Here is a 25,220-nt window from a genome sequence, read left to right on the forward strand (position 1 = left end):
TATCGGGCCGAGCCCGCGAGGTCAGAAGGGGAAGACGCTGCGGCCGTGCTGGACGGAGATCCACTTCTGGGTGGTGAACGCGTCCACCGCCGCGTCCCCGTTCATCCGGCCCAGGCCGGAGTCCTTCTCGCCGCCGAACGCGATGCCCGGGTCGTCGTGCACGGTGGAGTCGTTGACGTGGAACATCCCGCTGCGGATGCGCTGGGCGAAGCCGACGCCCCGGCCGGTGCTCGCGGTGTGCACGGCGCCGCTGAGGCCGTACGGGCTGTCGTTGACGATCCGGACCGCCTCGTCCTCGCCGTCGAACGGCACCAGCAGCGCGACCGGGCCGAAGATCTCCTGGTGCAGCAGCGGGGAGCCCTCGGCCAGCCCGGTGAGCACGGTCGGCTCGACCAGATTGCCGCGCACCCGCCCGTGCACCGGCGCCTCGGCGCCCTCGGTGATCGCCTGGTCGACCAGGGCGGCCAGCGAGTCGGCGTGGAAGGTGTTGATGACCGGGCCGATGTGGGTGTCCGGCTCGCGCGGGTCGCCGGTCTTCAGGGCGGCGACGCGGGCGCAGAACTTCTCCGTGAACTCGGCGGCCACCGGGCGGTCCACCAGGATGCGGTTGGCGGCCATGCAGACCTGGCCGGAGTAGATGAACCGGCTGAAGACGGCGGCGTCGACCGCGTAGTCGATGTCGGCGTCGTCGAGCACCACCAGGGCGCTGTTGCCGCTGAGTTCGAGAATGGTCCGCTTGAAGAGGGCGCCCGCGGTGGCGGCGACATGGCGGCCGACCCGGTCCGATCCGGCGAAGGAGATCACCTGGGGCACGGGGTGCTCGATGAACGCGTCGCCTATCTCGGCTATGTCGGTGACGACCACGTTGAGCAGCCCGGCCGGCAGCCCGGCCTCCTCGAAGATCCTCGCGACGAGCCCGCCGCCGACGACCGGCGAGTTCTGGTTGGCCTTGACGACGACCGCGTTGCCGAGGGCGAGGGCGGGTGCGACCGACTTCATCGTCACCAGGAGCGGGAAGTTGAAGGGGCTGATGACGCCGACGACCCCGACCGGCAGCCGGTAGAGGAGGTTCTCCCGGCCGTCCGCGGCGGAGGGCAGGATGCGGCCCTCCGGCGAGAGCGCCTGCCGGGCGGCCTCGCGCAGGAACTCCTGGGTGAGGCTCAGCTCGTACGCGGCCTTGGTGCGGGTGCCGCCCAGCTCGTCGATGATCGCTTCGGTGATCTCGTCGGCCAGTTCCTCGGTGACGCGCAGCGCGCGCTCCAGGACGTCCCGGCGGCGGTACGGGCTCGCCGCCGCCCACTCGCCCTGCGCGCGCTCGGCGGCGCGGTAGGCGCTGTCCACCTCGGCGGCGGTGGCGATGGTGATCGCGGCGAGCTTCTCGCCGTTGTACGGATTGAAATCGATGATGTCCCAGGAGCCGGTGCCCGTCCGCCATTCACCGTCGATGTACTGGCCGGCCAGCTCTTGGAAGAAGGACATGCGATCCCTTAACTCAGGTGCAGACTCCTGTAGGAGTGTCATCGTACTGAAAATTCAGGAGAGTTGGAGAAGTCCTCGGAGCAGGTCACGACTCTCCTCCGGGTCCGGGCTCTCCTCGTGGAGCCGCGTCATCGCCTTTTCGTACTGGGCGACTTCCTCGTCCTTGTCCAGATAGAGCGCGCTGGTCAGCTGCTCCAAATACACGATGTCCGACAGATCGGATTCCGGGAATCGCAGCATGGTGAACGATCCGCTCTCGCCGGAGTGCCCGCCGAAACTGAACGGCATCACCTGGAGCGTGATGTTCGGCTGTTCCGACATATCGATCAGATGCCGCAATTGCGCACGCATCACTTCGCGTCCGCCGTACGGTCGGCGCAGCGCCGCCTCGTCCAGCACGGCGTGGAAGTGGGGCGCCCGTTCGGAGACGAGGACCTTCTGCCGTTCGAGGCGGAGTGCGACGCGGCGCTCGATCTCGGCGGGGGGCGCGCCGCGCATGCCCCGGGAGACGACCGCGTGGGCGTAGTCCTCGGTCTGGAGGAGTCCGTGCACGAACTGGACCTCGTAGATGCGGATGAGCGAGGCCGCCCCCTCCAGACCGACGTACGTCTGGAACCAGCCGGGCAGTACGTCCCCGAAACTGTGCCACCAGCCCGCCACATTGGCCTCACGGGCCAGGGCGAGGAGGGAGTCGCGCTCCGCCTCGTCCGTGACGCCGTAGAGCGTGAGCAGATCCTCGACGTCCCTGGCCTTGAAGCTCACCCGTCCCAACTCCATGCGGCTGATCTTCGATTCGGAGGCCCGGATCGAGTAGCCGGCCGCCTCGCGCGTGATGCCTCGCGAGTCACGCAGTCTCCTGAGCTGAGAGCCCAGCAGGATGCGCCGCACCACGGACCCACTCGACTCGCCTGCCGCCACTGGTCCCAACCCTCCCCATCGCTTCCTGGCACCGGGGCTCCCCCTGAACCCCAAGTGCCGGATTCTGCCATCAAAACGCTTCGCCCCGTACTCATTCGATTACGGAAATGGGAAGAGCTTGGGAAGACGGCGAAACCGGGACGGGGAATAAATGAGCAAGAACCGGACGGGGTCGGACAGGTCAGGCGCGTGCACGTGCATCTGCCCTTGCATCTGCTGTGCGCATTCGGAACCATGGAGCCCGCGCACCTGCGTTCTCGTTCGTGTTGTGCCGCTGTCGCCGGTACGGAGTACCGGTCCAGCCGCGATTCCCGGGAGTGCCTCGCATGGGGACGAATGGATCGACGATGCTCGAGCCGTTACGGCAGGGGCTTCCTCCCATCGACCCCTCGGCCGTCTCCGGGTCGGCCACCTGCACGCTGCCACCGCGCTACGAAGCGGTGGGCGGAGCACGGCAGTTCACCCGGTCCACCCTGGGCGGATGGGGTCTGAGCGAGCGCTTCGACGACGTCGCGCTCGTCGTCTCCGAGCTGGTCACCAACGCCCTGCGGCACGCCCTGCCGGCCGACGCCCCGCGTGAGCCCCAGGAGCCGCCCGTACGGCTGCACCTGATGCGCTGGACCTCGCGGCTGGTGTGCGCGGTGCGCGATCCGAGCCAGGCGAGCCCGGTCGCCTCCGAGGCGGCGGACTCCGCCGAGTCGGGGCGGGGGCTGTTCCTGGTGGAGTCCTTCAGCGACTGCTGGGGCTGGCACCCCTCCCCCGTACTGACCGCCGAGAGCGCGCCGGGCACGGCGGCTTCCCGAGGCAAGGTCGTCTGGGCACTGTTCCGACTGACCGACCCGGTGTGACGGGGGCGGTGCGACCGGCCGGCCGGCGCACCGCGTGGCACACCGCCCTGGGGCCGGACACCGCTGAATCAGGCGGGGTTCGGCCCTTTGTGGTGCGTACGGGCCATCAGCCCACGAGGTGGTCGAACTCGCCGTCCTTCACGCCGAGGAGCAGCGCCTCTATCTCGGCGGGTGTGTAGACCAGCGCCGGCCCGTCGGGGTGGCGCGAATTGCGCATCGCCACATCTCCGTCGGGCAGTTTCGCGAACTCCACGCAGGAACCCTGGGAGTTGCTGTGTCTGCTCTTCTGCCAGACGACTCCGCGAAGCTCTGTGGCCGCCATGCCGTTGTACACGTGGTGCACAGGACGCTCCCCGAGTTGCAAGGTGCAAGTGTCAACTGTCCCGGATCATAGCTCTGTTCAATTCTTGATGCATGAGCGGATGCACGGGCGGATGCACGTGCACGCGGGGTGTCGTCGTGATTACAGCTCCCGTCGACAGAGACGCGTGAACGGCCTCTCAGGCTCCCGATTCCGGGAGTTGACTTCTCAACGCCCCTTGCGACCCACTGGTAGCTTGGATGGCCATTCGTCTTCCAGGGGGAATTCCACATGTACAAAATCGCACGTACCGGCGCAGTCCTCGCCACCGGCCTGCTGGCCGCGTTGGCGCTCACCGGTTGCGGAAGCGACGGTGACAAGGGCGACTCGGGCAAGGATTCCGGGTCCAGCGCGAGCCCCACGGCGGGCGGGAGCGACGCGTCGTCCGGGGCCGACGGCGGCGACGCGTCCGCCGGGGACGCCAAGGCGCTGGAGGGCGCCTGGGCGGGCGAGAGCGACGGCGATCCGGTGGTGCTGTCCGTCGCCGCCGGGAAGGCGTTCGTCGTCGCCGGTTCCCATGTCTGCTCGGGCTCCGTGTCGGGCGAGGGCAAACCGGCCCTGGAGCTGAAGTGCGCCGACGGCGACACCGCCCGGACCACGGGGGAGGTCGAGTCCAACGACGGCAAGACCGTCGTCGTCGTGTGGGGCAGCGGGAAGAAGGACACGCTGGAGAAGACCGACGCGGACGCGCTGGAGAACATCCCGGACCTCCCCGGCATGTCGGACCTGCCGACGCCGTGACGTCATGACGTCACGGGGTCACGAGGTCAGGCCCCGCGAGAAGTCCTCCAGCACGTCGAGGACCAGGGCCACGTTGTTGCGTACGAGTCCGGCCCCGGCGGAGGGCGGCGCACCGCCCTCCGCCGCCTCCTCCTCGCGCACCCGGCACTCCGCCTCCCAGCGCTCCAGCGCCTCCCGCACCGGCGTCCAGTCCGGCACCCGCCGCTCCCGCACCGCCTTGGCGCCCCGGTCCGTGGCCCGGCGCAGCGCGTCGGCGAGCGCGGCGGCCCCCGGCACCGGCTCGGCCGCGCCGCGCGGGATGTGGGCCTCCAGGAGCATCGCGACCCGGCCGAGCTGGGCCAGGGAGTGCTGGGTGGCGTCGGCGGCGGCGTGCGAGAGGCCCCGGTGGCGCACCGGTTCGTGCCGGGCCGTCGCCACCGCCTCCTGCCAGGCGACCCGGGCCTCGCGGGTGGCGAGCAGGGCGTGCCGCACATCGCCCCGGCCGCGTTCGGCCGGGTCCGCGTACTGGTCGACGACCGCCGCCGCGTAACGGCCGTCCGCCTTCAGCCAGTCGCCGAGCCGGGTCCGCAGGCGCGGGGTCTCCCAGGCCGGGTAGACGGCGTACGAGATCATCGCCAGGAGCCCGCCGCCCAGGGTGAGGAGCACCCGCTCGAAGACCGTCTGCGACAGGTCGTCGCCCGCCATGCCGAGCAGGAAGACGACATACGCGCCGACGCACGCCTGGGCGACCGCGTAGCCGGTCCGCATCAGCAGGTACATCAGCAGGGCGCAGATCACGGCGAGGGCGGCGAGCGGTCCGGTGCCCGGGTGCGCGGCCTCCACGATCGCGGAGGCGAGGAAGACGCCGACGAGCGTTCCGCCGAAGCGGGCGACCGCGCGGGAGTACGTCTGGGAGAACTCCGGCCGCATCACCATCACCGCCGCCAGGGGCGCCCAGTAGCCGTGCCCGAGCGGCAGCAGACGGCCCAGGAGATAGCCGACGGCGGCGACGGCGGAGAGCCGGATCGCGTGCCGCAGGATCGGGGAGCCGTGGTGCGCCTCGCGGCGCATGGCTCCGACGACGACAGGGACGAGGCGCAGCAGTCCGGGGCGCGGGTGGTGTTCGGCGGGCAGCCGGCTCTCCTTGATGGCGTCGGCGGCCTCCTCGGCCCCGGCCCGCTCCTCCTTGGTGCCGTCGCCCTCGGCGGCCTCGATGACGTCGGAGAGCAGGGCGGCGAGCCGGTCGGCGGCGCGCAGCGGCGGGCCGGTGAGCAGGGCCCCGGTGTCGGGGGTCTTCAGCGCGGCGACGGCCGGGGCGGGCAGCCTGACCGGGTCGCCCTTGCGGATCGCCCGGGCGGCCGCGTCGAGGAGGGATCCGGCGGCGGCCAGCAGCTCGCGGACGCGGTCGCGCTCGGGGCCCTCGGCGGGCACGCCCATGGCCGGGTCGGCGAGCGAGGCCAGGACCGGCCTGATGCGTTCGGCGACCCCGCGTGAGCCGTGCAGTTCGGCGGGGCGACGGCGGGCCTCGCGGGCGGTGACGGCGGCGGCCCGGCGCGCCAGCATCAGGGGCACCGGGTCGAAGTGGGCGACCGGGTCGTGGCGCAGCCGCCGGGCGTAGTCGGCCTCGGCGGCCAGGGCGTCGGCGAGCGCGTCGCGCTGGGCGCCCCATCTGCGGATCGGGAAGAGCACGATCAGCGCCGCCTGGACGACCCCGCCGAACATGATCATCGCGCCGTGCAGGGCCGCCTGGGCGACGGAGGTCGGCAGGGTGATGGTGACGAGCATGATCGCGACGTTGGACGCGGCGATGATCCCGCCGGTCGGGCCCGCCGCCCAGGCCAGCCCGGCGAGGAAGGTCCAGATCACCAGGAGGACCATGAAGAGCGCGAGATGGACGCCGGTCACATAGCCCAGGAAGGTGGACAGGCCGAGGCTGATGCCGGAGACCAGGGCGAGCACCGGGCGGGGGCGCCAGCTGCGCTGGAAGGTGGCGATGGCCGCCTGGAACGCGCCGAACGCCGAGCTGGCCGCGACCACGGGCCCGAACAGCGCGAGGCTGACCCCGATGACCAGGGCGAGCCCGGCCGCGCCGCGCACCGCGATCAGCGGTTCGAGGCGGCGCCGCTCGATCTTCAGGCCGGAGCGGGCGGTCTCCTTCAGCGCCCGGAGCCAGCTCATGTGCCGAGCCTAACCGGAATCACCGCTTTGCCCGAGTTGTGGTTTTACGACCGTGCGGCGCTCAGCGCCTGATGCCCCGCGGCTCCCCGCCCATCCGCGCCCGGTCCGCCGCCTCCGTGCCGTGCGTCCAGCCGTCCAGGTCCGTGGCGCCCCTGACCCGGGTGGTCGTGGTGCGCGGAAACATCTGGTCGGCGGTCTCGGTGACCGCCAGGTCGCGGGCGGCGAGCACCGGGAGCAGCGCGCTGTCGGCGGCCGTGTCGCCCTCCGCCTCGGCCGTGGCGCGGGCGGTGCCGTCGGCGAGGCGGCCGCCCAGGCGCTGGGCGTAGGCCATCAGGAAGGACTGCCGGAACGTCTTGGTCCGCTTACGTCCGCCGGCCCGCTGGCCCGCCTCCGCGCGGGTCATCGCGGCCGTGCCCTGGACGAGCAGCGAGGTTTGGAGCAGTTCGACGGCCTCCAGGTCCGCCTCGAAGCCGACGACCGTGGTGAAGCCCAGGTCGCTGTTCCACACGGCCCGGCAGCGGTTCGCCGAGGCCACCGCGTCGAGCAGGATCGCCTTGGCCGTCTCGTACGGGGCGTCCACGCCGATCCGGCAGGCGCCGGGGGTGCGGTCGCCGTGCGTACGGGCGGCGAGCAGGGCCTCGTCGATGCTGTGCCGGGCCATCAGCTCCTGCGCCTTGGTGGTCAGGGCCTCGGCCTCCTCCGGGAAGCCGGTCGCCTCCGCCTTCGCGAGCAGGGCGCGGATGCGGGTCAGCATGCGGGGCTCCCCGGCGGCGGGCGGCCGGGTCAGGGCCTCGCGCGCCGCGCCCGGCGGGGGCCCGACGGGCTCGATGGCCGGGAGGGCGAGCAGCAGCCGGAAGAGGACGAGGAGCCCGGAGGCGTACGAGAACCGGTCGGGCCGGTTGGCGGGCGGCGCGGCGGGCAGCTCGTCCAGCTGGGCCCGCCAGCGCGGCGGCAGCTCGTCGTAGCGGCGGACCTCGGAGGCGATGAGCCCGGCGGCCAGGCCCGCCGCGTGCTCGTCCAGGTCGCGGCGGACGAGGCGGACGACGTCGGCGGGGAGCCAGCCGCGCTGCCAGGCCCGGCGGACGAACTCCTCGCCCCGGCGCACCAGCTCCGCGTCGGACTCCGGGGCGGCGGCGAGCAGCGAGGCGCCGGCGTCGAGACCGGCGTCGCCCTCCGTGTAGAGGGCGGCCGCGAACGCCTGGTCGATCACCGATTCCATGAGGTCAGCGTAAGCAAGCCCTGTCCACAGCGGTCTCCACAGGCTGTGGATATCGAACGCGCGCACGAGACTCCGGCTCCGGGGCGTTGTCAGTGGCGGGTGCCAGACTCGGCCGTATGACCGAACGCTGGGCGCTGGCCGTCACGGAGGGCGGGGGCGCGCGCCTCGCCCCGCTGGACCGCTCCGGACTGCCGGCGGGCCCGGTCCTGACCGAGCCGGACCTCGCGGAGGCGGTCCGCTCCCGGCCGGACGTCACCCGCTGGGTGTGGCGCTCGACGGCCGAGGTCTACCCCCGGCTGCTGGCCGCCGGGGTGCGGGTCGAGCGGGTCTACGACGTGGAGGCCGCCGAGTCCCTGCTCCTCGGCCACGAGGGCCGGCTCGGCGAGCCCCGCTCGGCCGCCGCCGCGCTCGCCCGGCTGCGCGGCGGCCCGGTCCCGCCCGATCCGCCGCCCCGGTCGGCGGAGCCCGGCTCCCAGTCCTCCCTGTTCGATCCGCCCTCGGGCCCGGAGCTGCCGTTCGACGCGCTGACCGAGGTGTACGCGGCCCAGCTCGCGCGCCACGAGGCGACGGACCGGCCGGACCGGATGCGGCTGCTCACGGCGGCCGAGTCGGCGGGGATGCTGGTCGCCGCCGAGATGAACCGGGCGGGCCTGCCCTGGCGGGCCGACGTCCACCGCGAGGTGCTGCGCGAACTGCTCGGCGAGCGGTACGCGGGCGGCGGCGAGCCCCGCCGCCTCGCCGAGCTGGCCGACGAGGTGTCCGCCGCCTTCGGCCGCCGGGTGCGCCCGGATCTGCCGGCCGATGTGGTGCGGGCGTTCGCGCAGGCCGGGATCAAGGTCCGCTCGACGCGCCGCTGGGAGCTGGAGGAGCTGGACCACCCGGCGGTGGCGCCGCTCGTCCAGTACAAGAAGCTGTACCGGATCTGGACCGCGCACGGCTGGGGCTGGCTCCAGGACTGGGTGCGCGACGGCCGCTTCCGCCCCGAGTACCAGCCGGGCGGCACGGTCTCCGGGCGCTGGACGACCAACGGCGGCGGGGCGCTCCAGATCCCCAAGGTGATCCGGCGGGCCGTCGTCGCGGACGAGGGGTGGCGGCTCGTCGTCGCGGACGCCGCCCAGATGGAGCCCAGGGTGCTGGCCGCGATCTCCCGCGACCCGGGCCTGATGGAGGTCGCGGGCCATGAGGGCGACCTCTACACCGCGCTGTCCGACCGCGCCTTCCACGGCGACCGCGACCACGCCAAGATCGCGCTGCTCGGTGCCGTCTACGGGCAGACCTCCGGGGACGGCCTGAAGAATCTGGCGGCCCTGCGCCGCAGGTTCCCGCGCGCGGTCGCCTATGTGGACGACGCCGCGAAGGCGGGCGAGGAGGGCCGTCTCGTACGCACGTGGCTGGGCAGGACCAGTCCGCCGGCGGCCGGGCACGGGGAGGACGAGGAGGCGGGCATCCCGCAGGAGGAGGACGGGGCGCGGGCGGAGTACACCCCCGGATACGCCTCGTCGGACGCGCGGGCGCGCGGCCGGTTCACGCGGAACTTCGTGGTCCAGGGCAGCGCGGCGGAGTGGGCGCTGCTGCTCCTGGCGGCGCTGCGCCGGGCGCTCGCCGCCGCCGGGCTCCGGGCCGAGCTGGTCTTCTTCCAGCACGACGAGGTGATCGTGCACTGTCCGCTCGCGGAGACGGACGCGGTCGTCGCGGCGCTCCGGGAGGCGGCCGGGGTGGCCGGCCGGACGGCCTTCGGGGAGACACCGGTGCGTTTCCCGTTCACCACGGCGGTGGTGGAGCGCTACTCGGACGCGAAATGAACGGCTGAAACGGCCCGGGACCGAACCCCCTCCGGCCCGGGCCGTGCGCCGTACGCGCCCCGGGGAGAGAGCCCGGGGCGCGTGGGCGCGGCGGTTGCGGCCGCTCAACCGGTCTGCGTGTCTACCCGCGTTCCCACAACGCGGGGACATTCGGCGGCTCCCAGCCGGTCAGGGCGGTGTGAGCCTGCAGACAGCGGTAGGCGGCCCCGCCGTATGTGACGCGGTCTCCCGCGGTGTAGGACGTCCCTGCCGCCCAGGTGCCGCCCGGGGTGGTCGGCGGATCGGTCGGGTCGGTGGGCGGGTCGGTCGGGTCCGTGGGGTCCTGGGCGACGTCGAGGACGAAGTCGAAGGTGCCCTCCTTGCCGGAGCCGACCGCCCGGACGTTCATCAGCAGCGCCGCGTCGTACAGCATGTCGGTGCTGTTGCGCGGCTCGCCGGGGAAGTAGAGCTGGGTAGTGAGGATGCCCGAGCCGGGGGCCTGGGCCTTCACATGGATGTGCCGGGTGCGGCCGGGGTAGAGGCCGGGCACGATCGTGGTGAGCGTGAACGCGCCGTTCTGATCGGTGAACTGGTGGCCGCGGAAGTTGAATCCGCTCATGTCGTACGCGCCGTTGGTGTCGGCCTGCCAGAAGTCGAGCAGCACACCGGGGATCGGGCGGCACTCGCGCCCGAAGACGTAACCGCTGACGGTGAGCGGGACGCCGGGCGTCGACGAGGTCACCAGGCTGGTGCGCAGCGGGGAGTTGGGCTTGAAGTACGGGCCCTCGATCTGGTCGTGCGTCGGCTCGTCGCCGTCGTCGCAGTCCGGGGTCGGGGCGAGCGGCCGGCCGGTGTTCCCGGCGTCGCGGGCCAGCGCCACTCCACCGCCCGCGAACAGCGGTACGGCGGTGGCCACGAGCGCCGCCTTGAGGAGGGACTTGCGGCTGATCGCCGGACCGCCTGCGGCTGCGGCTGCGGCTGCGGGCTCGTTGCTCTCGGGGGATGCGGGGGGCATGGCTGACGGACTCCTCGGGGTGGTGGGGGGAAGGGGCACGTGCGCGGTGCGGGGGCCCGGGGCGGTGTCGGTCGCCCCGGGCCCGTTCCTCGATCGCCTGAGGGGGTGTGGTGCGGGGGTGGTTACACGGCCTGCCAGAGGGCCGGGACGTTCGGCGGGGTCCAGCCGGGCTGGGCCTGGTGGCCCTGGAGGCAGCGGTAGCTCGCCGAGCCGTACGTCACGACGTCACCGGCCGCGTAGGTGGTGCCGGCCGCCCAGGTGCCGCCCGGGTTGGTCGGCGGGTCGGTCGGGTCCGGCGGGGTGGTGGAGCCGTTGGTGACCAGGGTCAGCCCGTACGCCTGGAGCGCCGGGCTCAGCGGCTGGAAGTAGGTCACCCCGCCCTGCGAGCAGTTGCCGGTGCCGCCGGAAGTGACGCCCTGGGCCTGGCTGCCGGAGATGAACGAGCCGCCGGAGTCGCCGGGTTCGGCGCAGACATTGGTCCGGGTCACCCCGGAGACGGTGCCCTCCTGGTAGGTGACGCTGCTGTTGCGCTGCTGGACCGTGCCGCAGTGCCAGCCGGTGGTGGAGCCGGAGCGGCAGACCGACGAACCCTCGACCGCCTCGGTGGAGCCGGTGACCGTCACATCGCCGTTGCCGTAGCCGTTGACCAGCGGGCGCGGGGTCCAGTTGGTGTTGGTGGCGACCCAGGAGTAGTCGCGGCCGGGGAAGGTGGACCCCTGGAAGGAGCCCTGCGCCTGCTGGTTGTAGCCGCTGGTGGAGACGCCCGGCGTGCCGCAGTGCCCGGCGCTGACGAAGCCGCCCTGGGTGCCGCGCTTGACGGGGAAGCCGATGGAGCAGCGGCCCGAGCCGTTCATGTAGTACGCGTCGCCGCCGCGCAGGTCCGTGAAGGTGCGGGGCCGCTCGGTGGACGGGGCGACCGTCACCAGGTCGCGGGCGACCCCGGCCTTCGCGAGGAACGCGTCGGCGGCGGCCGCCTTCCCGGCCTGGACGACGACGCGGTTGGTGCGTACGTCGACGTACCAGGCGGGTATGTCCTTCGGCGCGGTGCGCAGCGCGACCGCGTCCAGGGCGGCCTTGGCGGCGTCGAGTTCGGCGAGGCTGTGGTCGACGACCACGGCGCGGGCGCCCGCCTTCGTGATGCGGGCGGCGTCCGAGGCGTCGGTGGTGGCGACGGTCAGGTCCGCGTCGTCACCGCTGACCCGGGCACCGGCGAACCGCTCGCCGAGCGAGTACCGCAGCCCGGCGGTGAGGGCGGCGGCCCGGGACTCGCCCGCGACGCGGCCACGGGCCTCGGCGGCGGTGAGCCCGAGGTCCCGCTGCATGGCCTTCAGCAGGCCGGGCGACAGCTGGGCGGAGCCCGCCACGGGGGTGGGGGCGGTGGAGGCGGGGTCGGCGGACGCGGTGCCGGTGAGACCGGCGAGCGCGAGCGCGCCGACGGCGACGGTGGCGGTACACGCGGCCAGGGCCCGTCTGCGGAGCGGGGATCTCTCCACGGAACTCTCCTTGACTTCGGGGGAAGCGCTTCGGGGGAATCGCCGCCAAGGTAGCCGCGTACACGTCAGCTTCAGGAGATCCCGTCCGCCCCATCGCGCCGCGTTATGGGGCACCCGGCCCGGGCCTGAACTCCCTTTGTATACGGGGCCCGAGTAGGTTCCCCTCATGCGAATAGGCCGACTGCTGGGCAGTGGACGCAACGCGGACGTGTACGAGCTGGACGAGGCGTGGGTGCTGCGGCGTTACCGCGACGGGATGGACGCGTCCCGGGAACTGCCCGTCATGTCCTACCTGTCCGCCTCCGGCTATCCGGTGCCCCGGCTGGGCCCGCTGCCCCCGTCGGCCGGTCCCGGCGATCTGGTCCTCCAGCGCCTGCACGGTCCGACGATGCTGGAGTCGCTGATGTCCGGGGCGGTGGGCGCCGAGGAGGGCGCCGGGCTGCTGGCCGGGCTCCTCACCGAGCTGCACTCCGTCCCGGCCCGGCTCTCGCCCGACCCCGAGGACCGGGTGCTCCACCTGGACCTGCACCCGGACAACGTGATGCTGACGGCGGACGGGCCCGTGGTCATCGACTGGAGCAACACCGAGGAGGGCCCGCCCGCCCTGGACCGGGCCATGTCGGCGCTGATCCTGGCGCAGGTCGCGGTGGACCCCGGCCACCCGGCGGCGGACGGGGCCCGGGAGCTGGTCACCGCCCTGGTGCCCCGCCTGGCCGCCGACGACGGCATCCCCGCCGCCCAGCTCGGCGCCGCGGCCGACCGGCGCAGCCTCAACCCGACGATGAGCCCGGCCGAGAAGGCCCTGATCGGGGAGGCGGCGGCCCTGGTGGCCGCGCTGGCGGGCCGGTAGCGCGGGCCTCACAGATACAACTGGCGGCTGCACTCGCCGCAATGGGTCTTGCCCCCGTGCAGGACGACCCGGCGGTGCTCGCACGACCGGGGGCGGGGCCGCTGCGCTGCGGCCGGGGCCGCGATGCCGTCCCGAAGGTGGGCCTGTACGCGGACCAGGCGGGCCAGCTCCGCGACGCACGGGCCGCAGGCGTAGACGTCGCCCGTCGCGGCCGGAGTGACCACGGCGCCGAGCCACAGCACCGCGACCGCCTCGCGACGGCAGTACAGCCAGCACGTCCCCGTCACCCACGCGTTCCCGTCACCGGCCTGCGCGGGCAGCGGCCACGCGTCGCGCCATGAACGCTCGACGGCGGGAGTGAACATCACCCCGCGCCACCGTTCGACCCCGCGAGCTCGGCCGGCCGCATGACCGCGTAGTCGCCGAAGTTCCGCCGGTAGCGCCGGTGTCCGGTGTCCTGCGTGTGGCGGCGCAGCCACTCCTCGACCGGCTCCGGCCCGGTCCAGGTGCCCGACCGGGCCCCGCACTCCGCCTCGTCCCCGGACACGCACCGCGCCTCGTACTCCGGTTCGGCCGTCCCGTCCTGCTCGATGGTGAACGGCACGTACCGGAACACCCGCCGCGTCACCGCGGTTCACCCGTGCCCGAGCGGAGCGCCACGGCCAGCGCGCGGGCCGTGCCCGCGTTGCAGCGCCCCAGGTCGATCAGGGCGAGCGAGTACGAGACGGGGTCGATCCCCAGCGACGGCAGGGTCACCCCCGCCGCGCCCAGCGCCTCCCGCAGCTCGTCCCGCGCCCGCTCGGCCTCCGCGACCTTCTCGTCCGCCGTCTGCTTGCCGTCTTTCGTCGCCATGCCGTCTCTCCGTACGCCCTCGTGCGCCCGCTGCGCTCCGTGTGCGCCGGGTGCTCTCTGTGACCAATCACTCACACCATGACGCGCGAAGCCGTACGCTCGGTAGGTCTTCGGGCATTCCAACGCGTGGGGTATAGCGGGGAGTTGAACAGATGAGCGAACAGCTGGACCAGGACCGGGAGCCCTCGAACGGCGCGGCGTACTTCGGCGAGGAGGTCCGGGCGTTACGGGACGCGCTGGACCTGTCCCAGACGGGGTTCGCGGACCGGCTCCATTACCAGCAGGCACAGGTCAGCAAAGTCGAGAACGGAGCCGCGCTGGCCTCCGAGGCGTTCGCCCAGGCGATGGACCGCGTGGCGGGCACGCCGGGCACGTACGTCCGCCTGCGCGCCAAGCTGAGCAAGCGCGGGCACCCCGAGTGGTTCATCCCGTACATCGAGTTGGAGCGGACTGCGGCGAAGATCGAGAACTATTCCAACGCGTTCGTGATGGGGATGTTGCAGACCCCGGAGTACGCCGAGGCCGTCTACCGGGCGGGGTTCCCGCGCGAGTCGGACGCTCAGATCAAGCAGCGGGTCGAGACCCGGCTGCGCCGCCAGGAAATACTGGAGCGTGAGACTCCGCCCTTCCTGTGGGTGATCCTGCACGAGTCCGTTCTCCGTACGGTCGTCGGCAGTTCCGCCGTCATGGTGGGCCAGCTTGAACATCTCCTCGCGATGGCGGCCAGCCCCCATGTCTCCCTGCAAGTGCTGACGTTCGCAGCGGGTGCTCCTGCGGCCCAACTACCGTTTATCCTGCTTACGCAAGCTGACGGGACGACGGCCCTGTACTCGGAGGCGGCAGAGCAGGGGCACGTGAACGACTCCATGGCGGCCGTGCAGGAGTGGACAGCCACGTACGAGCGGCTACGTGCTTTGGCCGAGTCAGAGGCCCGGTCGCTGCGTCTTATCCACTCGATCATGGAGGAACACGCGAATGAGCAGCACCTCGGCCCCTCGTGACGCGCGTTGGGTCAAGAGCACCTACAGCGGCGCTCAGGGAGAGTGCGTCGAGTGGGCGCCCGGGCACGCGCTCGCCACGGGTGAGTTCCTCGTCCGCGACAGCAAGAACCCGAGTGGCCCGCATCTCGCTCTGTCCTCCAACGGCTTCGCCGGTCTCGTGGAGCTCGCCAAGAACCACGCGTAACCCCGCTCTCCCAACTCGACCTGGAGGACACGCGATATGAGCAGCACACCGGCCCTGCGTTGGGTCAGCAGCACCTACAGCGACGGTCAAGGAGGCGAGTGCATCCAGTGGGCGCCCGAACACGCGCTCGCCACGGGTGAGTTCCTCGTCCGCGACAGCAAGAACCCGAGTGGCCCGCACCTGACCCTGTCCTCCAACGGGTTCACCGGTCTCGTGGAGTTCGCCAAGAACTGCGCGTAACCCGCTTTCCGATGACGGCCCCCGCCCCCACGGCGGGGGCCGTCATCGTGCCGCCGGGACGTCCGAGAGCGCCTGTCGGGCGAAGGCCACCACATGGGCGCGCAGATCGAGGCCTCCGGCCTCCCCCGCGTCGGGGCCGATGATCAGGCGGGCCAGCTGCGGCACCGCGTTGGGCCAGGCGGCGAGGCCGATCAGGCTCAGCAGACACGCCGCGACCTGCGGCGACGCCTCGGTCCCGAAGCTCTCCGCGAGGGCGGCGATCTTCTCCTCGTAGTGGCCGCGGCGGCCCTCCTCGTTGGGCAGGACGCCGTCGCGGTAGTGCAGGCCCTCCCAGAAGAAGAGCCGGACGAGGACCGGGTTGTCGCGGTGGAAGTCGTACACCCGGCCCACGTACTCGGCGGGGTCGTCACCGCCCTTCAGCGGGACGGCCGCGGCCAGCTCGTCCAGCGCACGCCCCACGACGGCGTCGAACAGCTTCTGCTTGTTGCCGAAGTAGCCGTAGATCCGTTCCTTGTTCACACCGGCCAGTTCCGCGATGCGGTCGACGCGCGCTCCGGCGATGCCGTGCGCCGCGAATTCCTCCTTCGCCGCAGCGAGGAGCCGTTCCTTGGTGGGGGTGATGTCCGAGGCCATGACGCCAGCGTAGAACGACTCCCCACCGATGCCAACCAACTGGATGGTTGACATCCAACTAGTTGGTTGGAAGAGTGGAACGCATCGCCGAGGGCAGCGCCACCGCCTTCCGTAAGCGTTCACCGACCCGGAGGGGACTCCTCATGACCACCGTCGCCCGCCCCACCACCGCTTCCGCACCGCCGGCCGCGCCACCCTCCGTCCACCTGCGCGCACTGCTCACCTGGATCGCGGTGTTCGCCGCCCTGACCGTGGTGCAGTCGCTCGTCGGCCCGTACGTCAAGGGCTTCCCGGTGCTTCTGCGCACCCTGGTGATCACCGGGATCGTCGTGCCGGCGGTTGTCTACACGCTGGTGCCGAACCTCCTGAAGGTCCGCGCCGCCGTGCTGCGCCATCGTGGCTGAGGCGCGGAGCAAGGGCGGCCCGCCGACCGAGCGCATCCAGGGCATTACAGCTATGCTCCGACACGTTTTCCACACGGCCCGGACCCACCGGACCACGCCCGCGATCGCGGCCAGGCGACGCGCCGGGCAACGGGTTCGCCGGGGACTCCCGCCCCCAACCCACCCGCAGCGCGCCCCCGACCTCGCGGGCAGGACGGGCCGATGGAGTCCGAGCCGCCGACATCCCGCGCGACAACAAAGCGAGCACTGACACCATGGCGAACCGCTGGGGCGGAGTGACCATCGACTGCATCGACGTGGAACGGGTGGCGGCCTTCTGGAGCGTCCTCCTCGACCGCCAGAGGGGGCCGTCGGAGCCCGGCTGGGTGTACCTCGGCCACCGCGGCGACCCCCAGCCCCGCCTCGTCTTCCAGCCCGTCAAAGAGCCGAAACACGGCAAGGCGCGCCTGCACCTCGACGTCGTGGTCGACGACATCGATCAGGGCATCGCCCAAGTCATCGCCCTCGGAGGCCGGTTCACCGGCGAACGCCACGACTACGACGAAGGCGTGGTCGTCGTGATGGCCGATCCCGAAGAACACGAATTCTGCCTGGCCCAGTACTACTGACCCGCGCCACGCCCCGCGCTCTCGGGAGCGACACAGACCGGCAACGGAGCCGTCCCCACGGCCGGAGGAGAGCGTGACGGCCGCCTGGGGTCAGCGGCTCCTGGACGACGACGCCGGTCCGGCAGGATCGCCGGACACATTGCAGTCGGAATCTCACAGCCCGTCGTCCGCGCCGAGAATGCAGACACGACAGGCCATTTGAGGGATCGCGGAACCGTTTGCACATGCTTATCGTCCGTGTGTATGAACGATCCGCCCTCCGTCTCCCCGACCGACGGACAGACCTCTTGGGAGCACCTTCGTGAATCCGACACCTTGGCGGCGCCGCGTACTCGCCGCGCTTCCCGTGCTGCTGGCCGGCTCCCTCCTGGCGTCGGCGACGCACGCGGGCGCGACTCCCAGGGCATCCCCGGACACTCCGGAGCCCGCCAGGATCGACCTGGTGCTCGACCTGTCCGGGTCGATGAACCAGGCCGACGCGGGTGGGGGCCGGACCCGGCTCGCCGCCGCCAAGCAGGCGGTCACCCGGATCATCGACAAGGCGCCCGAGCAGGCTCCGCTGGGACTGCGCGTCTACGGCGCCACGTACCCCGGGGAGGACAAGAAGAAGGGCTGCGCCGACACGCAGTCGGTCCTGCCGGTCGCCACGATGGACCGGGCGGCGCGCGCCGACGCCAAGAGCCGGATCGCCGGCTTCGAGGCCGTCGGGTTCACCCCCATCGGCGTCTCGCTCCGCGCGGCGGCCAAGGACCTCGGCACCAGCGGCGAGCGGCGCGTGATCCTGGTCTCCGACGGCGAGGACACCTGTGCTCCGCCGCCGCCGTGCGAGGTGGCCCGGGAGCTCAAGAAGCAGGGCGTCGACCTGGTGGTGGACGTGATCGGGTTCCGTACGCCCCGCTCGGCGCGCACCCAGCTGAAGTGCATCGCCGACGTCACGGGCGGCTCGTACACGGATTCCGGCGACGGCGACGCGCTGACCTCCGATCTGGACGCCCTGTTTCGCAAGGAGTGGCGGACCTATCAGGCCACCGGGAAGCCGGTCGACGGCTCGCTCGACGGCTGCCGGGACGCGCCGCTGGTCACGCCCGGTCAGTACCTGGACGAGTTCACCGGCGGACGCGACCTCTACTACCGGGTCAAGAAGCGGACGGACCAGCTGCTCCAGGTGAGCGCCACCGCCGTCGCCGAGGAGGGGTACGACCGCGGGTCCATCATCACCGTCGCCGCCGGTCCCGCGGATGAGAGCGAACCCCGTTCCTGGCTGCGGGAGTTCGACCAGTCCATGGGGTGGGCGAACAACATCTCCACCGGAGGCCGCAGCGGGGCCGGAGGGAAGAGCGACAAGCCCGCCGGGGACGACATGGGCTGCATCATGGTCGAGAACAAGGTCACACGGTCCGGGGACAAGGCCATGCCCGTCGAACTGCTCGTCGGCATCGCCGACCGTACGCCGTCGGGGGACGAGGTCCGGACTCCGGAGCCGCGCACCGGAGCCGACGCCGAGGGAGGCTTCTCCTTCAACAGCGCCACCCCGATCGGACCGGGCACCCACCGGCAGTCCATCACCGTCGGCGAGGCCCCCTTCTGGCGAGTGGACCTGAAGGCGGGTCAGAAGCTGACGGTCAAGGCCGGTGCGGACATCCCCGCCGACTTCCCGCACAGCACCACCGCCGGCTGGGGTGTCACCGTCTACAACGCACAGCGCCAATCGACGCTGTGCAACGAGGACCAGAAGCTGACCGAGCTCCTCACCGGCCGGACCGGGCACATCGAGCGGGTCTGCGGCCCCTGGGACATCACCGATCCGAGCACCACGACGAGCGGCGACCCCAACGGCTACGACGTGCCGGGCACCTACTACATCCAGGTGCAGCTCGCCGAGCCGGGCGACCGGGCGAAGGGCATGGTCGTCCCGGTCTCGCTGTCCGTGGACATCTCCGGCACGCCGCGCGCCGGTGCCGGCCCGGTCTTCCACTTCGGCGACGACACCGGCCGGAAGGCCGCGACGCCCGAGAGTGCGAAGGGCCCGGAGCCGGGCGCAGCCGCCGCCACGCCGAAGACGACCGCTTCGGAGAAGGACGACTCGCCCCTCGGCCTGCTCGCCACCCCGGCCGGCGCCGGGAGCGCCGGAGGCGTGGTGCTCCTCGTCTGCGCCCTCACCTGGTACACGCTGAGGCGCCGCCGGACGGGCTGAGACCCCGCCCGCCCGCCGCCTCGGAGGCCCGTCCGGCACACCGTCCGGACGGGCCTCCGCGCGTCTTCCGTCAGTCCCCGAATCCCATTGCCCGGGGCCCGGGTTGTCGAGCAGGATCGGGCCCCGTGACCACCACCGAAACGCCGCCGCCCGCCGTCCCGCCCCGCCCCCTCGCGCTCATCACCGGGGTCGGCCGCACCGTCGGCATCGGTGCCGGGATCGCGCGCCAACTGGGCGCCTCCGGCTGGGACATCGCCTTCACCTACTGGACGCCCTACGACCGGCGCATGACCTGGGGCGAGGAGCGCGGCGCGACCGAGGCCATCGAGGCGTCGCTCGCCGCGCACGGCGCCCGTGCCACCGCGATCGAGGCGGACCTGATCGACCCGGACGCGCCCACCCGCGTCTTCGACGAGGCGGAGCGGCGGATCGGGCCGGTCACCGCGCTCGTCCTGAGCCACGCCGAATCCGTGGACTCCGGGCTCCTGGACACCACCCTCGCGAGTTTCGACCGCCACTTCGCGGTGAACGCCCGCGCCACCTGGCTGCTGATCCGGGAGTACGCGCTGCGCTTCCGCGCCCCCGCCGGGACGGGCCGGATCGTCGCGCTCACCAGCGACCACACCGTCGGCAACCTGCCGTACGGGGCCAGCAAGGGCGCCCTGGACCGCATCACCCTGGCCGCCGCGCGCGAACTGGCGCACCTCGGGGTCACCGCCAACGTCATCAACCCGGGCCCCGTGGACACCGGGTGGATGACCGAGGAGCTGGCGGAGGAGCTGCGCCTGGGCACCCCGCTGGGCCGGCTCGGCACCCCGCAGGACACCGCCCACCTGGTCGACTTCCTGTGCTCGCCGCAGGGCCAGTGGGTCAACGGCCAGCTGCTCAAGAGCAACGGCGGAGCCGCGTAGGGCCACGGCACCCCTTGTCGCGCGCGCACCCGGTTATTAAGGTCGCCTCGGTGTCGAAGCGCTTCGACAGACACACTTCGACGCCCCCTCCGGCAGCACGCGCGACGTACAGGAACGGATGCCATGCCAGTCCGAGACCAGACGGGCACGACCGTCAGCAACCCGGTGATCCCCGGGTTCCACCCCGACCCCAGCGTCTGCCGCGTCGGCGACGACTACTACCTGGCGTGCTCCAGCTTCGAGTACTTCCCGGGCATCCCGCTCTTCCACAGCCGCGACCTGGTCCACTGGACGCAGATCGGCAACGTCCTCGACCGCCCCGAGCAGCTGCACCTGACCCCGGGGACCCGGGCCTCCGGCGGCATCTACGCGCCGACGCTCCGGCACCACGACGGCCGGTTCTGGCTCGTCGTCACCAACGTCGAGGTGGGCAACCTGCTGTTCACCACCACCGACCCGGCCGGCCCCTGGTCCGACCCGGTGCCGCTGCCCGGCGTGCCCGGCATCGACCCGGACCTCGCCTGGGACGAGGACGGCACCTGCTGGTGCACCGTGGCCGGGGTCTCCCAGGTCCGCATCGACCCGCACACAGGAGAGACCTTCGGCGAACCGCGCCGCGTCTGGTCCGGGGCGCCCGGGGCGAAGGCGCCGGAGGCCCCGCACCTCTACCGGATCGGCGACCACTGGTACCTGGTCATCGCGGAGGGCGGCACCGAGCGCGGGCACGCCGTCTCCGTGGCGCGCGGTCCCTCGCCCGCCGGGCCGTTCGAGCCGTGCCCGGACAACCCCGTGCTCACCCACCGGGGCCGCGAGCACCCCGTCCAGAACACCGGCCACGGCGACCTGGTGCAGGGGCCGGACGGCTCCTGGTGGCTGGTGCTCCTCGGCGTGCGGCCGGGCGGCGGCACCCCCGGCTGGCACGTGCTCGGCCGGGAGACCTTCCTCGCCCCGGTGACCTGGGTGGACGGCTGGCCCGTCGTCGGCGAGGTCTCCCTCGAACTCCCTGCGCCCGCGTGGCCGTTGGAGCCCGCGCCTTCAGCCCCGGCCCGGGACGACTTCGATGAGACCGAGCCGCGCCCGTACTGGATCTCGCCGCGCCGCTCGACCGCCGGGCGGGCCGGGACGAAGGAGCGCCCCGGCTGGCTGACCCTGCGCGGGCGGGGCGGCACGCTGGACGACCCGGACGCGGTGTTCACCGGCCGCCGCCAGCAGCACCTGGCGTGCCGGACGCGCACGCTGGTGGACGCGGCGGACGGGCACGGCGGGCTCGCGGTCCGGCTCGACGAGGCGCATCACTACGCGGTCGAGGCGGGCGGCGGCCAGATCCGGCTCGTCGCCCGGATCGGCCCGCTCCGCACGGTCGTCGCGTCCCGCCCGGCCCCCGCCGGTCCGGTGGTCCTCGGCATCGACATCGTCCCCACCCGTGCCCCGCTCGACCCGTGCACGGGGCCCGACACGGTGACCCTGGGCGTCGAGGAGCCGGACGGCACGTTCACCGCGCTCGGCTCCCTCGACGGGCGCTACCTCTCCACGGAGGTGACCGGCGGCTTCACGGGCCGGGTGATCGGCCTGTACGCGGCGAGCGGCACCGTGCACTTCGACTGGTTCGGGTACGAAGCGCTGGAGGGTTAAGCGCTGCCGCCTGCGGACCGAAATGACCAACGGGGCAAACCACCGGATCGGAGATCCTGCCGATCCGGTGGTCACCAAAATGCAAGAGAATCAGGCTGTTTACGAGACGCCGGTCCGGATGGCCCCGGTTCCGGTACGCTTCCCGGATGCGCTATTTCATCCAGTACCCCGCCGGGACCAGCGAACTCGTCGCGGATGCCATGGCGCACTTCGTCGACGACTTCCGCGCGGAGTACCAGGATGACAGCGCCATGCTCTTCTCCTCCAGTTCACCGATGGAACGCGTCGCGGACATTCCCTTCGCGAAGAACGCCTTCGCGGTGATCAGCGAAATCCGGCGCGGCGACATTAACGCGAATGTGGAGCAGCTGGCGGGCTCGCTGAAGGAATCGCAATTCCCGCCGCTCCCCGGGCCCCGCGCCCGGGGTTTCCGCGTGATGGTCCACGTCGACGGCGAACTGGCCTCCGTCGCGGGTGCCCCGAAGCGGGAGATCGAGCGCACGGTCTCCGCCTGCACGGGGATGCGGCTCGAACCCAGCGGCCGGGGCCAGGAGTACTGGGTCATCGGCCGGCTGGACATGCGGGACCTCATGTTCTGCGCACGGCTGCCCAAGCCCGCCCGGCCCAAGAAGGCCCGCGGCGCCCTGTCGCACGAGTTGTCGTCCATGCTGGTCCTGGCGTCCGAGCCACGCCCCGACGACACCTTCCTGGACCCGTTCGCGGGCAGCGGCTCGTTCGTGGCCACGCGGCTCACCCTGCCGGCCCAGGCGGTCATCTACTCCGACCTGAATCTCGCGGACCACCGCGAACAGTTGCCCGACGAGGCGGTGCGCGACCGGCGGGTGCGCCTGCTGGACGAGGACGCGATGGTCCTCCCGTCCGTCCCCGACGGCTCGGTGGACGCCGTCGTGACGGACCCGCCGTGGGGCGAGCACGAGGAACTGCCCGTCCCGTACGAGGAGTTCGCCCGGACCACGACGCTCTCCCTGGCCCGGGTTCTGAACCCCGCGAAGGGCCGGTACGTGCTGCTCTGCGCCCGCCGGGGCGCACCCGCGTTCGACGAGGCCCTCACGGACGCGGGCCTCGCGGTCCGCGCGACGCACGAGATCCTGGTCAACGGCCACCCGGCCACGGTCTTCGTCGGCGACAGGCGCTCCGCCGCGGAGCCGGCACAGAAGCAGGAGAAGCCGCAGCCGCCCAGGAAGCCCGCCAAGCCCCTGCTCATCGGGATGGGCACCTACCGCCGCTCCCTGAACCGCTTCTCACGCTGACGCCTCCCGGCACGCGACGCGGCGGGAGTCGTCGCATCCTTGGACGGCGCTGCGCCGGCTGGGCCTCGCAGTGGGGGCACGATGCCGGCCACCTGGCTCGGCCCCTCTCCGACCGCCGCACACCCGCGTCGCGGGCCCGCGACGTACGTGCTGGTGCACGGGACCCATAGCCGGCGCATTCTGGATGCCGATCGCGCGGAAGCTCGCGCTGCGGGGCCACCGGGCCGTCATGGTGGACCAGCCGCGGCACGAGGCGGAGGCATTCGTGGCGGAATCGTGTCAGCGACAGGATGCCCAAGATCTCGTCACGGCCTGGGCGGTGAACCGTGACTCGCCGGCCGCCCGCCGCCGAGGGGCGATGGACGACGATCGGCGCACTTCCTTCAGTTTCATCCGGGCAGTCGGGGTTCCTGCCGATCCTCTCCAGAACGGGTGGTCGGCGATCCGGGTCGACAGCTCCAGCAGACGGCGGCGGCCTTCGGTCGGGCTGGCGGCCGGGGCATATGGCGGGACGGCACTCGTTCCGGTCAAGTTCGGTGACGCGGCTGGTCGGGCGGGTGGGCGCGCGCCGTGATCGCGGGCTCTCCGGTGAATCGATGGGCGGCAGTGGGAGTTGATTTGCTGGAAATCCGGGCCGATGCCCTCTGCCCGTGAGGCGTCATTTAGAGAGCATGAACAAGATCATCTCTGTCGCCGAACCCCCGGCAGCCATGACGCCGTGCGACTGAACGAGTGCGATGAGTTGAGATAGTGGGGGTATGGCCAAGTACCCCGAAGGCAACTTCACCATCGTCAACAACGAGACCGGCCGGGCCCTGCGCGTCCAGTTGGGAAGGACCCGGGACGCCAGCTACCACCGGGTGGGCACGCACTACCTCCAGTACGTGACAGAGGCGCCCACCTTGCAGCTGGGCGAGGCAGACAACAGCCCCGCCACCGTTTGGTGGTACAGCACGAGCCACGAGGACTCCCGGCAGATCGTCAGCTACGCGGTCGGCGAGTATCAGAACATCGGCGACTACTGCGTGTGGATGAGTACGAATCCGGGCGGCAACTTCGTCGACGTGGAGGCGTTCAGGGACCGGCTGAATGACATGCCCGTCGACGTGCGCAGCCGCCTCGCGCCACTGATCCCCACTGAGTGGACAGCGCTGCGTGCGCGCAGGCGCGCCTCTGATGCCGACACTGACGAGTACAAAGCGCGCGAGAGGATGCGCGCCCTCGGAGACGCCGAGCAGGAGGCGTGGATGGGCGAGGACAACCCGCCCAGCGCAGGGGACCTTGCCGCGCTGCACAGGTACAGGTCTGCGGTTGCGGAGGAGACCGCGCCTTTTCTGGGGCTGTTGAAGGACGTCATGAAGAGGCTCAAGGTCGAGGAGGTGGGGCAGTTGCTCTCCCTGCTCGCGGCCGAGGATGCGGATCACCTCAGCGAGGAGCAGAAGGATGCGTTGTTGCTCCTGCCCGAGGAGATGAGGAAGGGGATGGCCGACATCGACTGGGCTGTCGTGGAGCGTCTGGATGCCGACCCGCGTACATCGAAGGTGATTGAACGCACCCATGAGCTGCTGCCTGCGCTCTTGGAGCGCCGTGCGGCTGCCGCCCTGGCGGCGGCTCCGCTCGACGATCTGCTCAGGTGGCACAACGCGTGCGCCCTCCGAAAGGCCAACAAGAGCACGAGCGTCATCCGGTTCACGGACCCCGACCACATCACCACCGAGGATAGGCGCATCACCGCTGCGTTGGACGCCTATCTGAAGGCTGCGGCCGTGGAAGACCTCGTCCTGCGGGTGATCGTCTCCGGCGCGCCCACCCGGCTGTACGGCTGCGGAGCCAGCCGGGGCGCGGGCAGCACATACGGATGGACCTACGACGGCACGTACATCTACGGCTCCGACAGCAAAACGGTGCCCTCCGAGCAGACCTACTGGACCGACGAGGACGGCCACCTCCTGGGCAAGCCCAAGGGAGGCCCCGGTCAGACGTGGTCGATCAAGCCGTGGGCACCCAGCAAGTCGGCGGAGATCAGCCGCTTCGACATCGCCCTCACCGGCCTGTTCGGGCCGATCGGCCGAGCCCTCGGACTTTGACCGGCCTAAAGCCTGTCCGACGGGTGCGCGCCATCACGGCCGGGTACCAGTTCGACATCGCAGGCGGCCGCCTCCGGGTCCTGACCGGGGACGACGACCTCACCGTGCGCACCCGCGCCGGCGTGGGCTTGGCTCCCGTGCCCAGCGGGACCTGCCAGGAGACGAACAACGTCCGCGCCGACGGCCGCGGCTGCCCGGTGTACTACCGGTGCTTCTCCTGCAATTGCTTCACCATCGCCTGAGACATCGCTGGCGGCCACGGAAGCCCGTGTACCTGTCGGCCTGCCGTGTTCCCGGGAGGCCGCAAGGTCACTCGTTTCAGTGGTGCACTAAACGTCATA

Annotated in this window: 26 protein-coding genes and 1 pseudogene; 16 read left to right on the forward strand and 11 right to left on the reverse strand. The window is 72.0% G+C overall.

All coding sequences use genetic code 11. The features are described 5' to 3' along the window. Positions 1–21: 21 nt before the first annotated feature. Together ACIQZN_RS32010 and ACIQZN_RS32015 are read right to left on the reverse strand one after the other, a co-directional pair. Positions 22–1,479, reverse strand: a complete 1,458-nt coding sequence (locus ACIQZN_RS32010) for an aldehyde dehydrogenase family protein (RefSeq protein ID WP_404001455.1) — start codon at positions 1,477–1,479, stop codon at positions 22–24. A 54-nt stretch (positions 1,480–1,533) separates the two neighbouring features. Continuing rightward, a complete protein-coding gene (locus tag ACIQZN_RS32015; protein WP_404001458.1) occupies positions 1,534–2,397 on the reverse strand; it encodes a helix-turn-helix domain-containing protein in 864 nt (287 codons plus the stop codon). A gap of 347 nt (positions 2,398–2,744) precedes the next feature. Here ACIQZN_RS32015 and ACIQZN_RS32020 point away from each other — a divergent pair, with 347 nt between their 5' ends. Next, positions 2,745–3,245, forward strand: a complete 501-nt coding sequence (locus ACIQZN_RS32020) for an ATP-binding protein (RefSeq protein ID WP_404001461.1) — start codon at positions 2,745–2,747, stop codon at positions 3,243–3,245. Positions 3,246–3,351: 106 nt separating this feature from the next. Here ACIQZN_RS32020 and ACIQZN_RS32025 read toward each other — a convergent pair whose 3' ends face one another. Continuing rightward, a complete protein-coding gene (locus ACIQZN_RS32025; RefSeq protein ID WP_018102227.1) occupies positions 3,352–3,588 on the reverse strand; it encodes a DUF397 domain-containing protein in 237 nt (78 codons plus the stop codon). Between the two features lie 249 nt (positions 3,589–3,837). Here ACIQZN_RS32025 and ACIQZN_RS32030 point away from each other — a divergent pair, with 249 nt between their 5' ends. Next, complete coding sequence (locus ACIQZN_RS32030; protein ID WP_404001464.1) at positions 3,838–4,347, forward strand: hypothetical protein; 510 nt, start codon at positions 3,838–3,840, stop codon at positions 4,345–4,347. A gap of 18 nt (positions 4,348–4,365) precedes the next feature. On the opposite strand, the gene ACIQZN_RS32035 is transcribed toward ACIQZN_RS32030, so the two are convergent. Both ACIQZN_RS32035 and ACIQZN_RS32040 read right to left on the reverse strand, forming a co-directional pair. Beyond that, on the reverse strand, positions 4,366–6,504 hold the full coding sequence (locus tag ACIQZN_RS32035) for an FUSC family protein (RefSeq protein WP_404001466.1): 2,139 nt from the start codon (positions 6,502–6,504) through the stop codon (positions 4,366–4,368). Between the two features lie 61 nt (positions 6,505–6,565). Continuing rightward, on the reverse strand, positions 6,566–7,723 hold the full coding sequence (locus ACIQZN_RS32040) for a DUF2786 domain-containing protein (protein WP_404001469.1): 1,158 nt from the start codon (positions 7,721–7,723) through the stop codon (positions 6,566–6,568). A gap of 116 nt (positions 7,724–7,839) precedes the next feature. On the opposite strand from ACIQZN_RS32040, the gene ACIQZN_RS32045 reads away from it, so the two are divergent. Beyond that, positions 7,840–9,525 carry a bifunctional 3'-5' exonuclease/DNA polymerase gene (locus ACIQZN_RS32045; protein ID WP_404001472.1) on the forward strand — a complete coding sequence of 562 codons (1,686 nt, stop codon included), beginning with the start codon at positions 7,840–7,842 and terminating at the stop codon, positions 9,523–9,525. A gap of 121 nt (positions 9,526–9,646) precedes the next feature. On the opposite strand, the gene ACIQZN_RS32050 is transcribed toward ACIQZN_RS32045, so the two are convergent. Beyond that, positions 9,647–10,519: a carbohydrate-binding protein gene (locus tag ACIQZN_RS32050; RefSeq protein ID WP_404001475.1), complete on the reverse strand. Its 873-nt coding sequence runs from the start codon at positions 10,517–10,519 to the stop codon at positions 9,647–9,649. A gap of 122 nt (positions 10,520–10,641) precedes the next feature. Beyond that, complete coding sequence (locus tag ACIQZN_RS32055) at positions 10,642–12,012, reverse strand: alpha-lytic protease prodomain-containing protein (protein ID WP_404001478.1); 1,371 nt, start codon at positions 12,010–12,012, stop codon at positions 10,642–10,644. Positions 12,013–12,178: 166 nt separating this feature from the next. Here ACIQZN_RS32055 and ACIQZN_RS32060 point away from each other — a divergent pair, with 166 nt between their 5' ends. Then, positions 12,179–12,862 (forward strand): phosphotransferase, encoded by a 684-nt coding sequence (locus ACIQZN_RS32060; protein ID WP_404001481.1) that lies wholly within the window; start codon positions 12,179–12,181, stop codon positions 12,860–12,862. 8 nt (positions 12,863–12,870) lie between these two features. Here the strand turns inward: ACIQZN_RS32060 and ACIQZN_RS32065 are convergent, their stop codons facing one another. From ACIQZN_RS32065 to ACIQZN_RS32075, 3 genes are read right to left on the reverse strand one after another with little or no spacing between them, the layout of a single operon-like run. Then, positions 12,871–13,227, reverse strand: coding sequence for a hypothetical protein (locus ACIQZN_RS32065; protein WP_404001484.1), 357 nt, complete (start codon positions 13,225–13,227; stop codon positions 12,871–12,873). Next, positions 13,227–13,490, reverse strand: coding sequence for a hypothetical protein (locus tag ACIQZN_RS32070; protein ID WP_404001487.1), 264 nt, complete (start codon positions 13,488–13,490; stop codon positions 13,227–13,229). The genes ACIQZN_RS32065 and ACIQZN_RS32070 overlap by 1 nt, the downstream gene beginning before the upstream one ends. Then, positions 13,487–13,714 (reverse strand): hypothetical protein, encoded by a 228-nt coding sequence (locus tag ACIQZN_RS32075; protein ID WP_404001490.1) that lies wholly within the window; start codon positions 13,712–13,714, stop codon positions 13,487–13,489. The genes ACIQZN_RS32070 and ACIQZN_RS32075 overlap by 4 nt, the downstream gene beginning before the upstream one ends. 152 nt (positions 13,715–13,866) lie before the next feature. Between ACIQZN_RS32075 and ACIQZN_RS32080 the strand changes: the two genes are divergently transcribed. The 3 genes from ACIQZN_RS32080 to ACIQZN_RS32090 are packed head-to-tail and all read left to right on the forward strand — an operon-like array spanning position 13,867 to position 15,139. Beyond that, complete coding sequence (locus ACIQZN_RS32080) at positions 13,867–14,715, forward strand: helix-turn-helix domain-containing protein (RefSeq protein WP_404001493.1); 849 nt, start codon at positions 13,867–13,869, stop codon at positions 14,713–14,715. Continuing rightward, positions 14,690–14,899: a DUF397 domain-containing protein gene (locus ACIQZN_RS32085; protein ID WP_404001496.1), complete on the forward strand. Its 210-nt coding sequence runs from the start codon at positions 14,690–14,692 to the stop codon at positions 14,897–14,899. The genes ACIQZN_RS32080 and ACIQZN_RS32085 overlap by 26 nt, the downstream gene beginning before the upstream one ends. Positions 14,900–14,935: 36 nt before the next feature. Then, positions 14,936–15,139 carry a DUF397 domain-containing protein gene (locus ACIQZN_RS32090; RefSeq protein ID WP_404001498.1) on the forward strand — a complete coding sequence of 68 codons (204 nt, stop codon included), beginning with the start codon at positions 14,936–14,938 and terminating at the stop codon, positions 15,137–15,139. A gap of 42 nt (positions 15,140–15,181) precedes the next feature. On the opposite strand, the gene ACIQZN_RS32095 is transcribed toward ACIQZN_RS32090, so the two are convergent. Next, positions 15,182–15,772 (reverse strand): TetR family transcriptional regulator, encoded by a 591-nt coding sequence (locus tag ACIQZN_RS32095; protein ID WP_404001501.1) that lies wholly within the window; start codon positions 15,770–15,772, stop codon positions 15,182–15,184. Between the two features lie 143 nt (positions 15,773–15,915). On the opposite strand from ACIQZN_RS32095, the gene ACIQZN_RS32100 reads away from it, so the two are divergent. The 9 genes and pseudogenes from ACIQZN_RS32100 (at position 15,916) to ACIQZN_RS32140 (ending at position 25,121) form a co-directional block, all read left to right on the forward strand. Next, the gene (locus ACIQZN_RS32100) at positions 15,916–16,176 is read left to right on the forward strand and encodes a hypothetical protein (RefSeq protein ID WP_404001504.1); all 261 of its coding nucleotides are present in this window, start codon (positions 15,916–15,918) and stop codon (positions 16,174–16,176) included. A 254-nt stretch (positions 16,177–16,430) separates the two neighbouring features. Beyond that, entirely contained in the window at positions 16,431–16,784 is a 354-nt protein-coding gene (locus ACIQZN_RS32105; RefSeq protein ID WP_404001507.1) for a VOC family protein, read from the forward strand. Positions 16,785–17,085: 301 nt separating this feature from the next. After that, positions 17,086–18,978, forward strand: a complete 1,893-nt coding sequence (locus ACIQZN_RS32110) for a hypothetical protein (RefSeq protein ID WP_404001510.1) — start codon at positions 17,086–17,088, stop codon at positions 18,976–18,978. Between the two features lie 125 nt (positions 18,979–19,103). After that, the gene (locus ACIQZN_RS32115; RefSeq protein WP_404001514.1) at positions 19,104–19,889 is read left to right on the forward strand and encodes an SDR family oxidoreductase; all 786 of its coding nucleotides are present in this window, start codon (positions 19,104–19,106) and stop codon (positions 19,887–19,889) included. 123 nt (positions 19,890–20,012) lie between these two features. After that, on the forward strand, positions 20,013–21,521 hold the full coding sequence (locus ACIQZN_RS32120; protein WP_404001517.1) for a glycoside hydrolase family 43 protein: 1,509 nt from the start codon (positions 20,013–20,015) through the stop codon (positions 21,519–21,521). 146 nt (positions 21,522–21,667) lie between these two features. Beyond that, positions 21,668–22,792: a TRM11 family SAM-dependent methyltransferase gene (locus tag ACIQZN_RS32125; protein WP_404001520.1), complete on the forward strand. Its 1,125-nt coding sequence runs from the start codon at positions 21,668–21,670 to the stop codon at positions 22,790–22,792. Between the two features lie 147 nt (positions 22,793–22,939). Next, positions 22,940–23,084 (forward strand): annotated as a pseudogene (locus ACIQZN_RS32130) (alpha/beta hydrolase); the annotation flags it as partial. 466 nt (positions 23,085–23,550) lie between these two features. Continuing rightward, positions 23,551–24,879 carry a hypothetical protein gene (locus tag ACIQZN_RS32135; RefSeq protein WP_404001523.1) on the forward strand — a complete coding sequence of 443 codons (1,329 nt, stop codon included), beginning with the start codon at positions 23,551–23,553 and terminating at the stop codon, positions 24,877–24,879. 23 nt (positions 24,880–24,902) lie between these two features. Further along, positions 24,903–25,121: a hypothetical protein gene (locus ACIQZN_RS32140; RefSeq protein WP_404001526.1), complete on the forward strand. Its 219-nt coding sequence runs from the start codon at positions 24,903–24,905 to the stop codon at positions 25,119–25,121. Positions 25,122–25,220 lie beyond the last annotated feature (99 nt).

The sequence above is a fragment of the Streptomyces sp. NPDC097595 genome (assembly GCF_044761525.1).
Classification (GTDB): Bacteria; Actinomycetota; Actinomycetes; order Streptomycetales; family Streptomycetaceae; genus Streptomyces; species Streptomyces drozdowiczii_A.

Coding starts and splice junctions, on each gene's coding strand:
- ACIQZN_RS32075 (WP_404001490.1), bottom strand. CDS start 13,714: ATGGCGACGAAAGACGGCAAGCAGACGGCGGACGAGAAGGTCGCGGAG.
- ACIQZN_RS32040 (WP_404001469.1), bottom strand. CDS start 7,723: ATGGAATCGGTGATCGACCAGGCGTTCGCGGCCGCCCTCTACACGGAG.
- ACIQZN_RS32030 (WP_404001464.1), top strand. CDS start 3,838: ATGTACAAAATCGCACGTACCGGCGCAGTCCTCGCCACCGGCCTGCTG.
- ACIQZN_RS32120 (WP_404001517.1), top strand. CDS start 20,013: ATGCCAGTCCGAGACCAGACGGGCACGACCGTCAGCAACCCGGTGATC.
- ACIQZN_RS32010 (WP_404001455.1), bottom strand. CDS start 1,479: ATGTCCTTCTTCCAAGAGCTGGCCGGCCAGTACATCGACGGTGAATGG.
- ACIQZN_RS32095 (WP_404001501.1), bottom strand. CDS start 15,772: ATGGCCTCGGACATCACCCCCACCAAGGAACGGCTCCTCGCTGCGGCG.
- ACIQZN_RS32090 (WP_404001498.1), top strand. CDS start 14,936: ATGAGCAGCACACCGGCCCTGCGTTGGGTCAGCAGCACCTACAGCGAC.
- ACIQZN_RS32085 (WP_404001496.1), top strand. CDS start 14,690: ATGAGCAGCACCTCGGCCCCTCGTGACGCGCGTTGGGTCAAGAGCACC.
- ACIQZN_RS32105 (WP_404001507.1), top strand. CDS start 16,431: ATGGCGAACCGCTGGGGCGGAGTGACCATCGACTGCATCGACGTGGAA.
- ACIQZN_RS32135 (WP_404001523.1), top strand. CDS start 23,551: ATGGCCAAGTACCCCGAAGGCAACTTCACCATCGTCAACAACGAGACC.
- ACIQZN_RS32065 (WP_404001484.1), bottom strand. CDS start 13,227: ATGTTCACTCCCGCCGTCGAGCGTTCATGGCGCGACGCGTGGCCGCTG.
- ACIQZN_RS32035 (WP_404001466.1), bottom strand. CDS start 6,504: ATGAGCTGGCTCCGGGCGCTGAAGGAGACCGCCCGCTCCGGCCTGAAG.
- ACIQZN_RS32050 (WP_404001475.1), bottom strand. CDS start 10,519: ATGCCCCCCGCATCCCCCGAGAGCAACGAGCCCGCAGCCGCAGCCGCA.
- ACIQZN_RS32100 (WP_404001504.1), top strand. CDS start 15,916: ATGACCACCGTCGCCCGCCCCACCACCGCTTCCGCACCGCCGGCCGCG.
- ACIQZN_RS32080 (WP_404001493.1), top strand. CDS start 13,867: ATGAGCGAACAGCTGGACCAGGACCGGGAGCCCTCGAACGGCGCGGCG.
- ACIQZN_RS32060 (WP_404001481.1), top strand. CDS start 12,179: ATGCGAATAGGCCGACTGCTGGGCAGTGGACGCAACGCGGACGTGTAC.
- ACIQZN_RS32045 (WP_404001472.1), top strand. CDS start 7,840: ATGACCGAACGCTGGGCGCTGGCCGTCACGGAGGGCGGGGGCGCGCGC.
- ACIQZN_RS32020 (WP_404001461.1), top strand. CDS start 2,745: ATGCTCGAGCCGTTACGGCAGGGGCTTCCTCCCATCGACCCCTCGGCC.
- ACIQZN_RS32125 (WP_404001520.1), top strand. CDS start 21,668: ATGCGCTATTTCATCCAGTACCCCGCCGGGACCAGCGAACTCGTCGCG.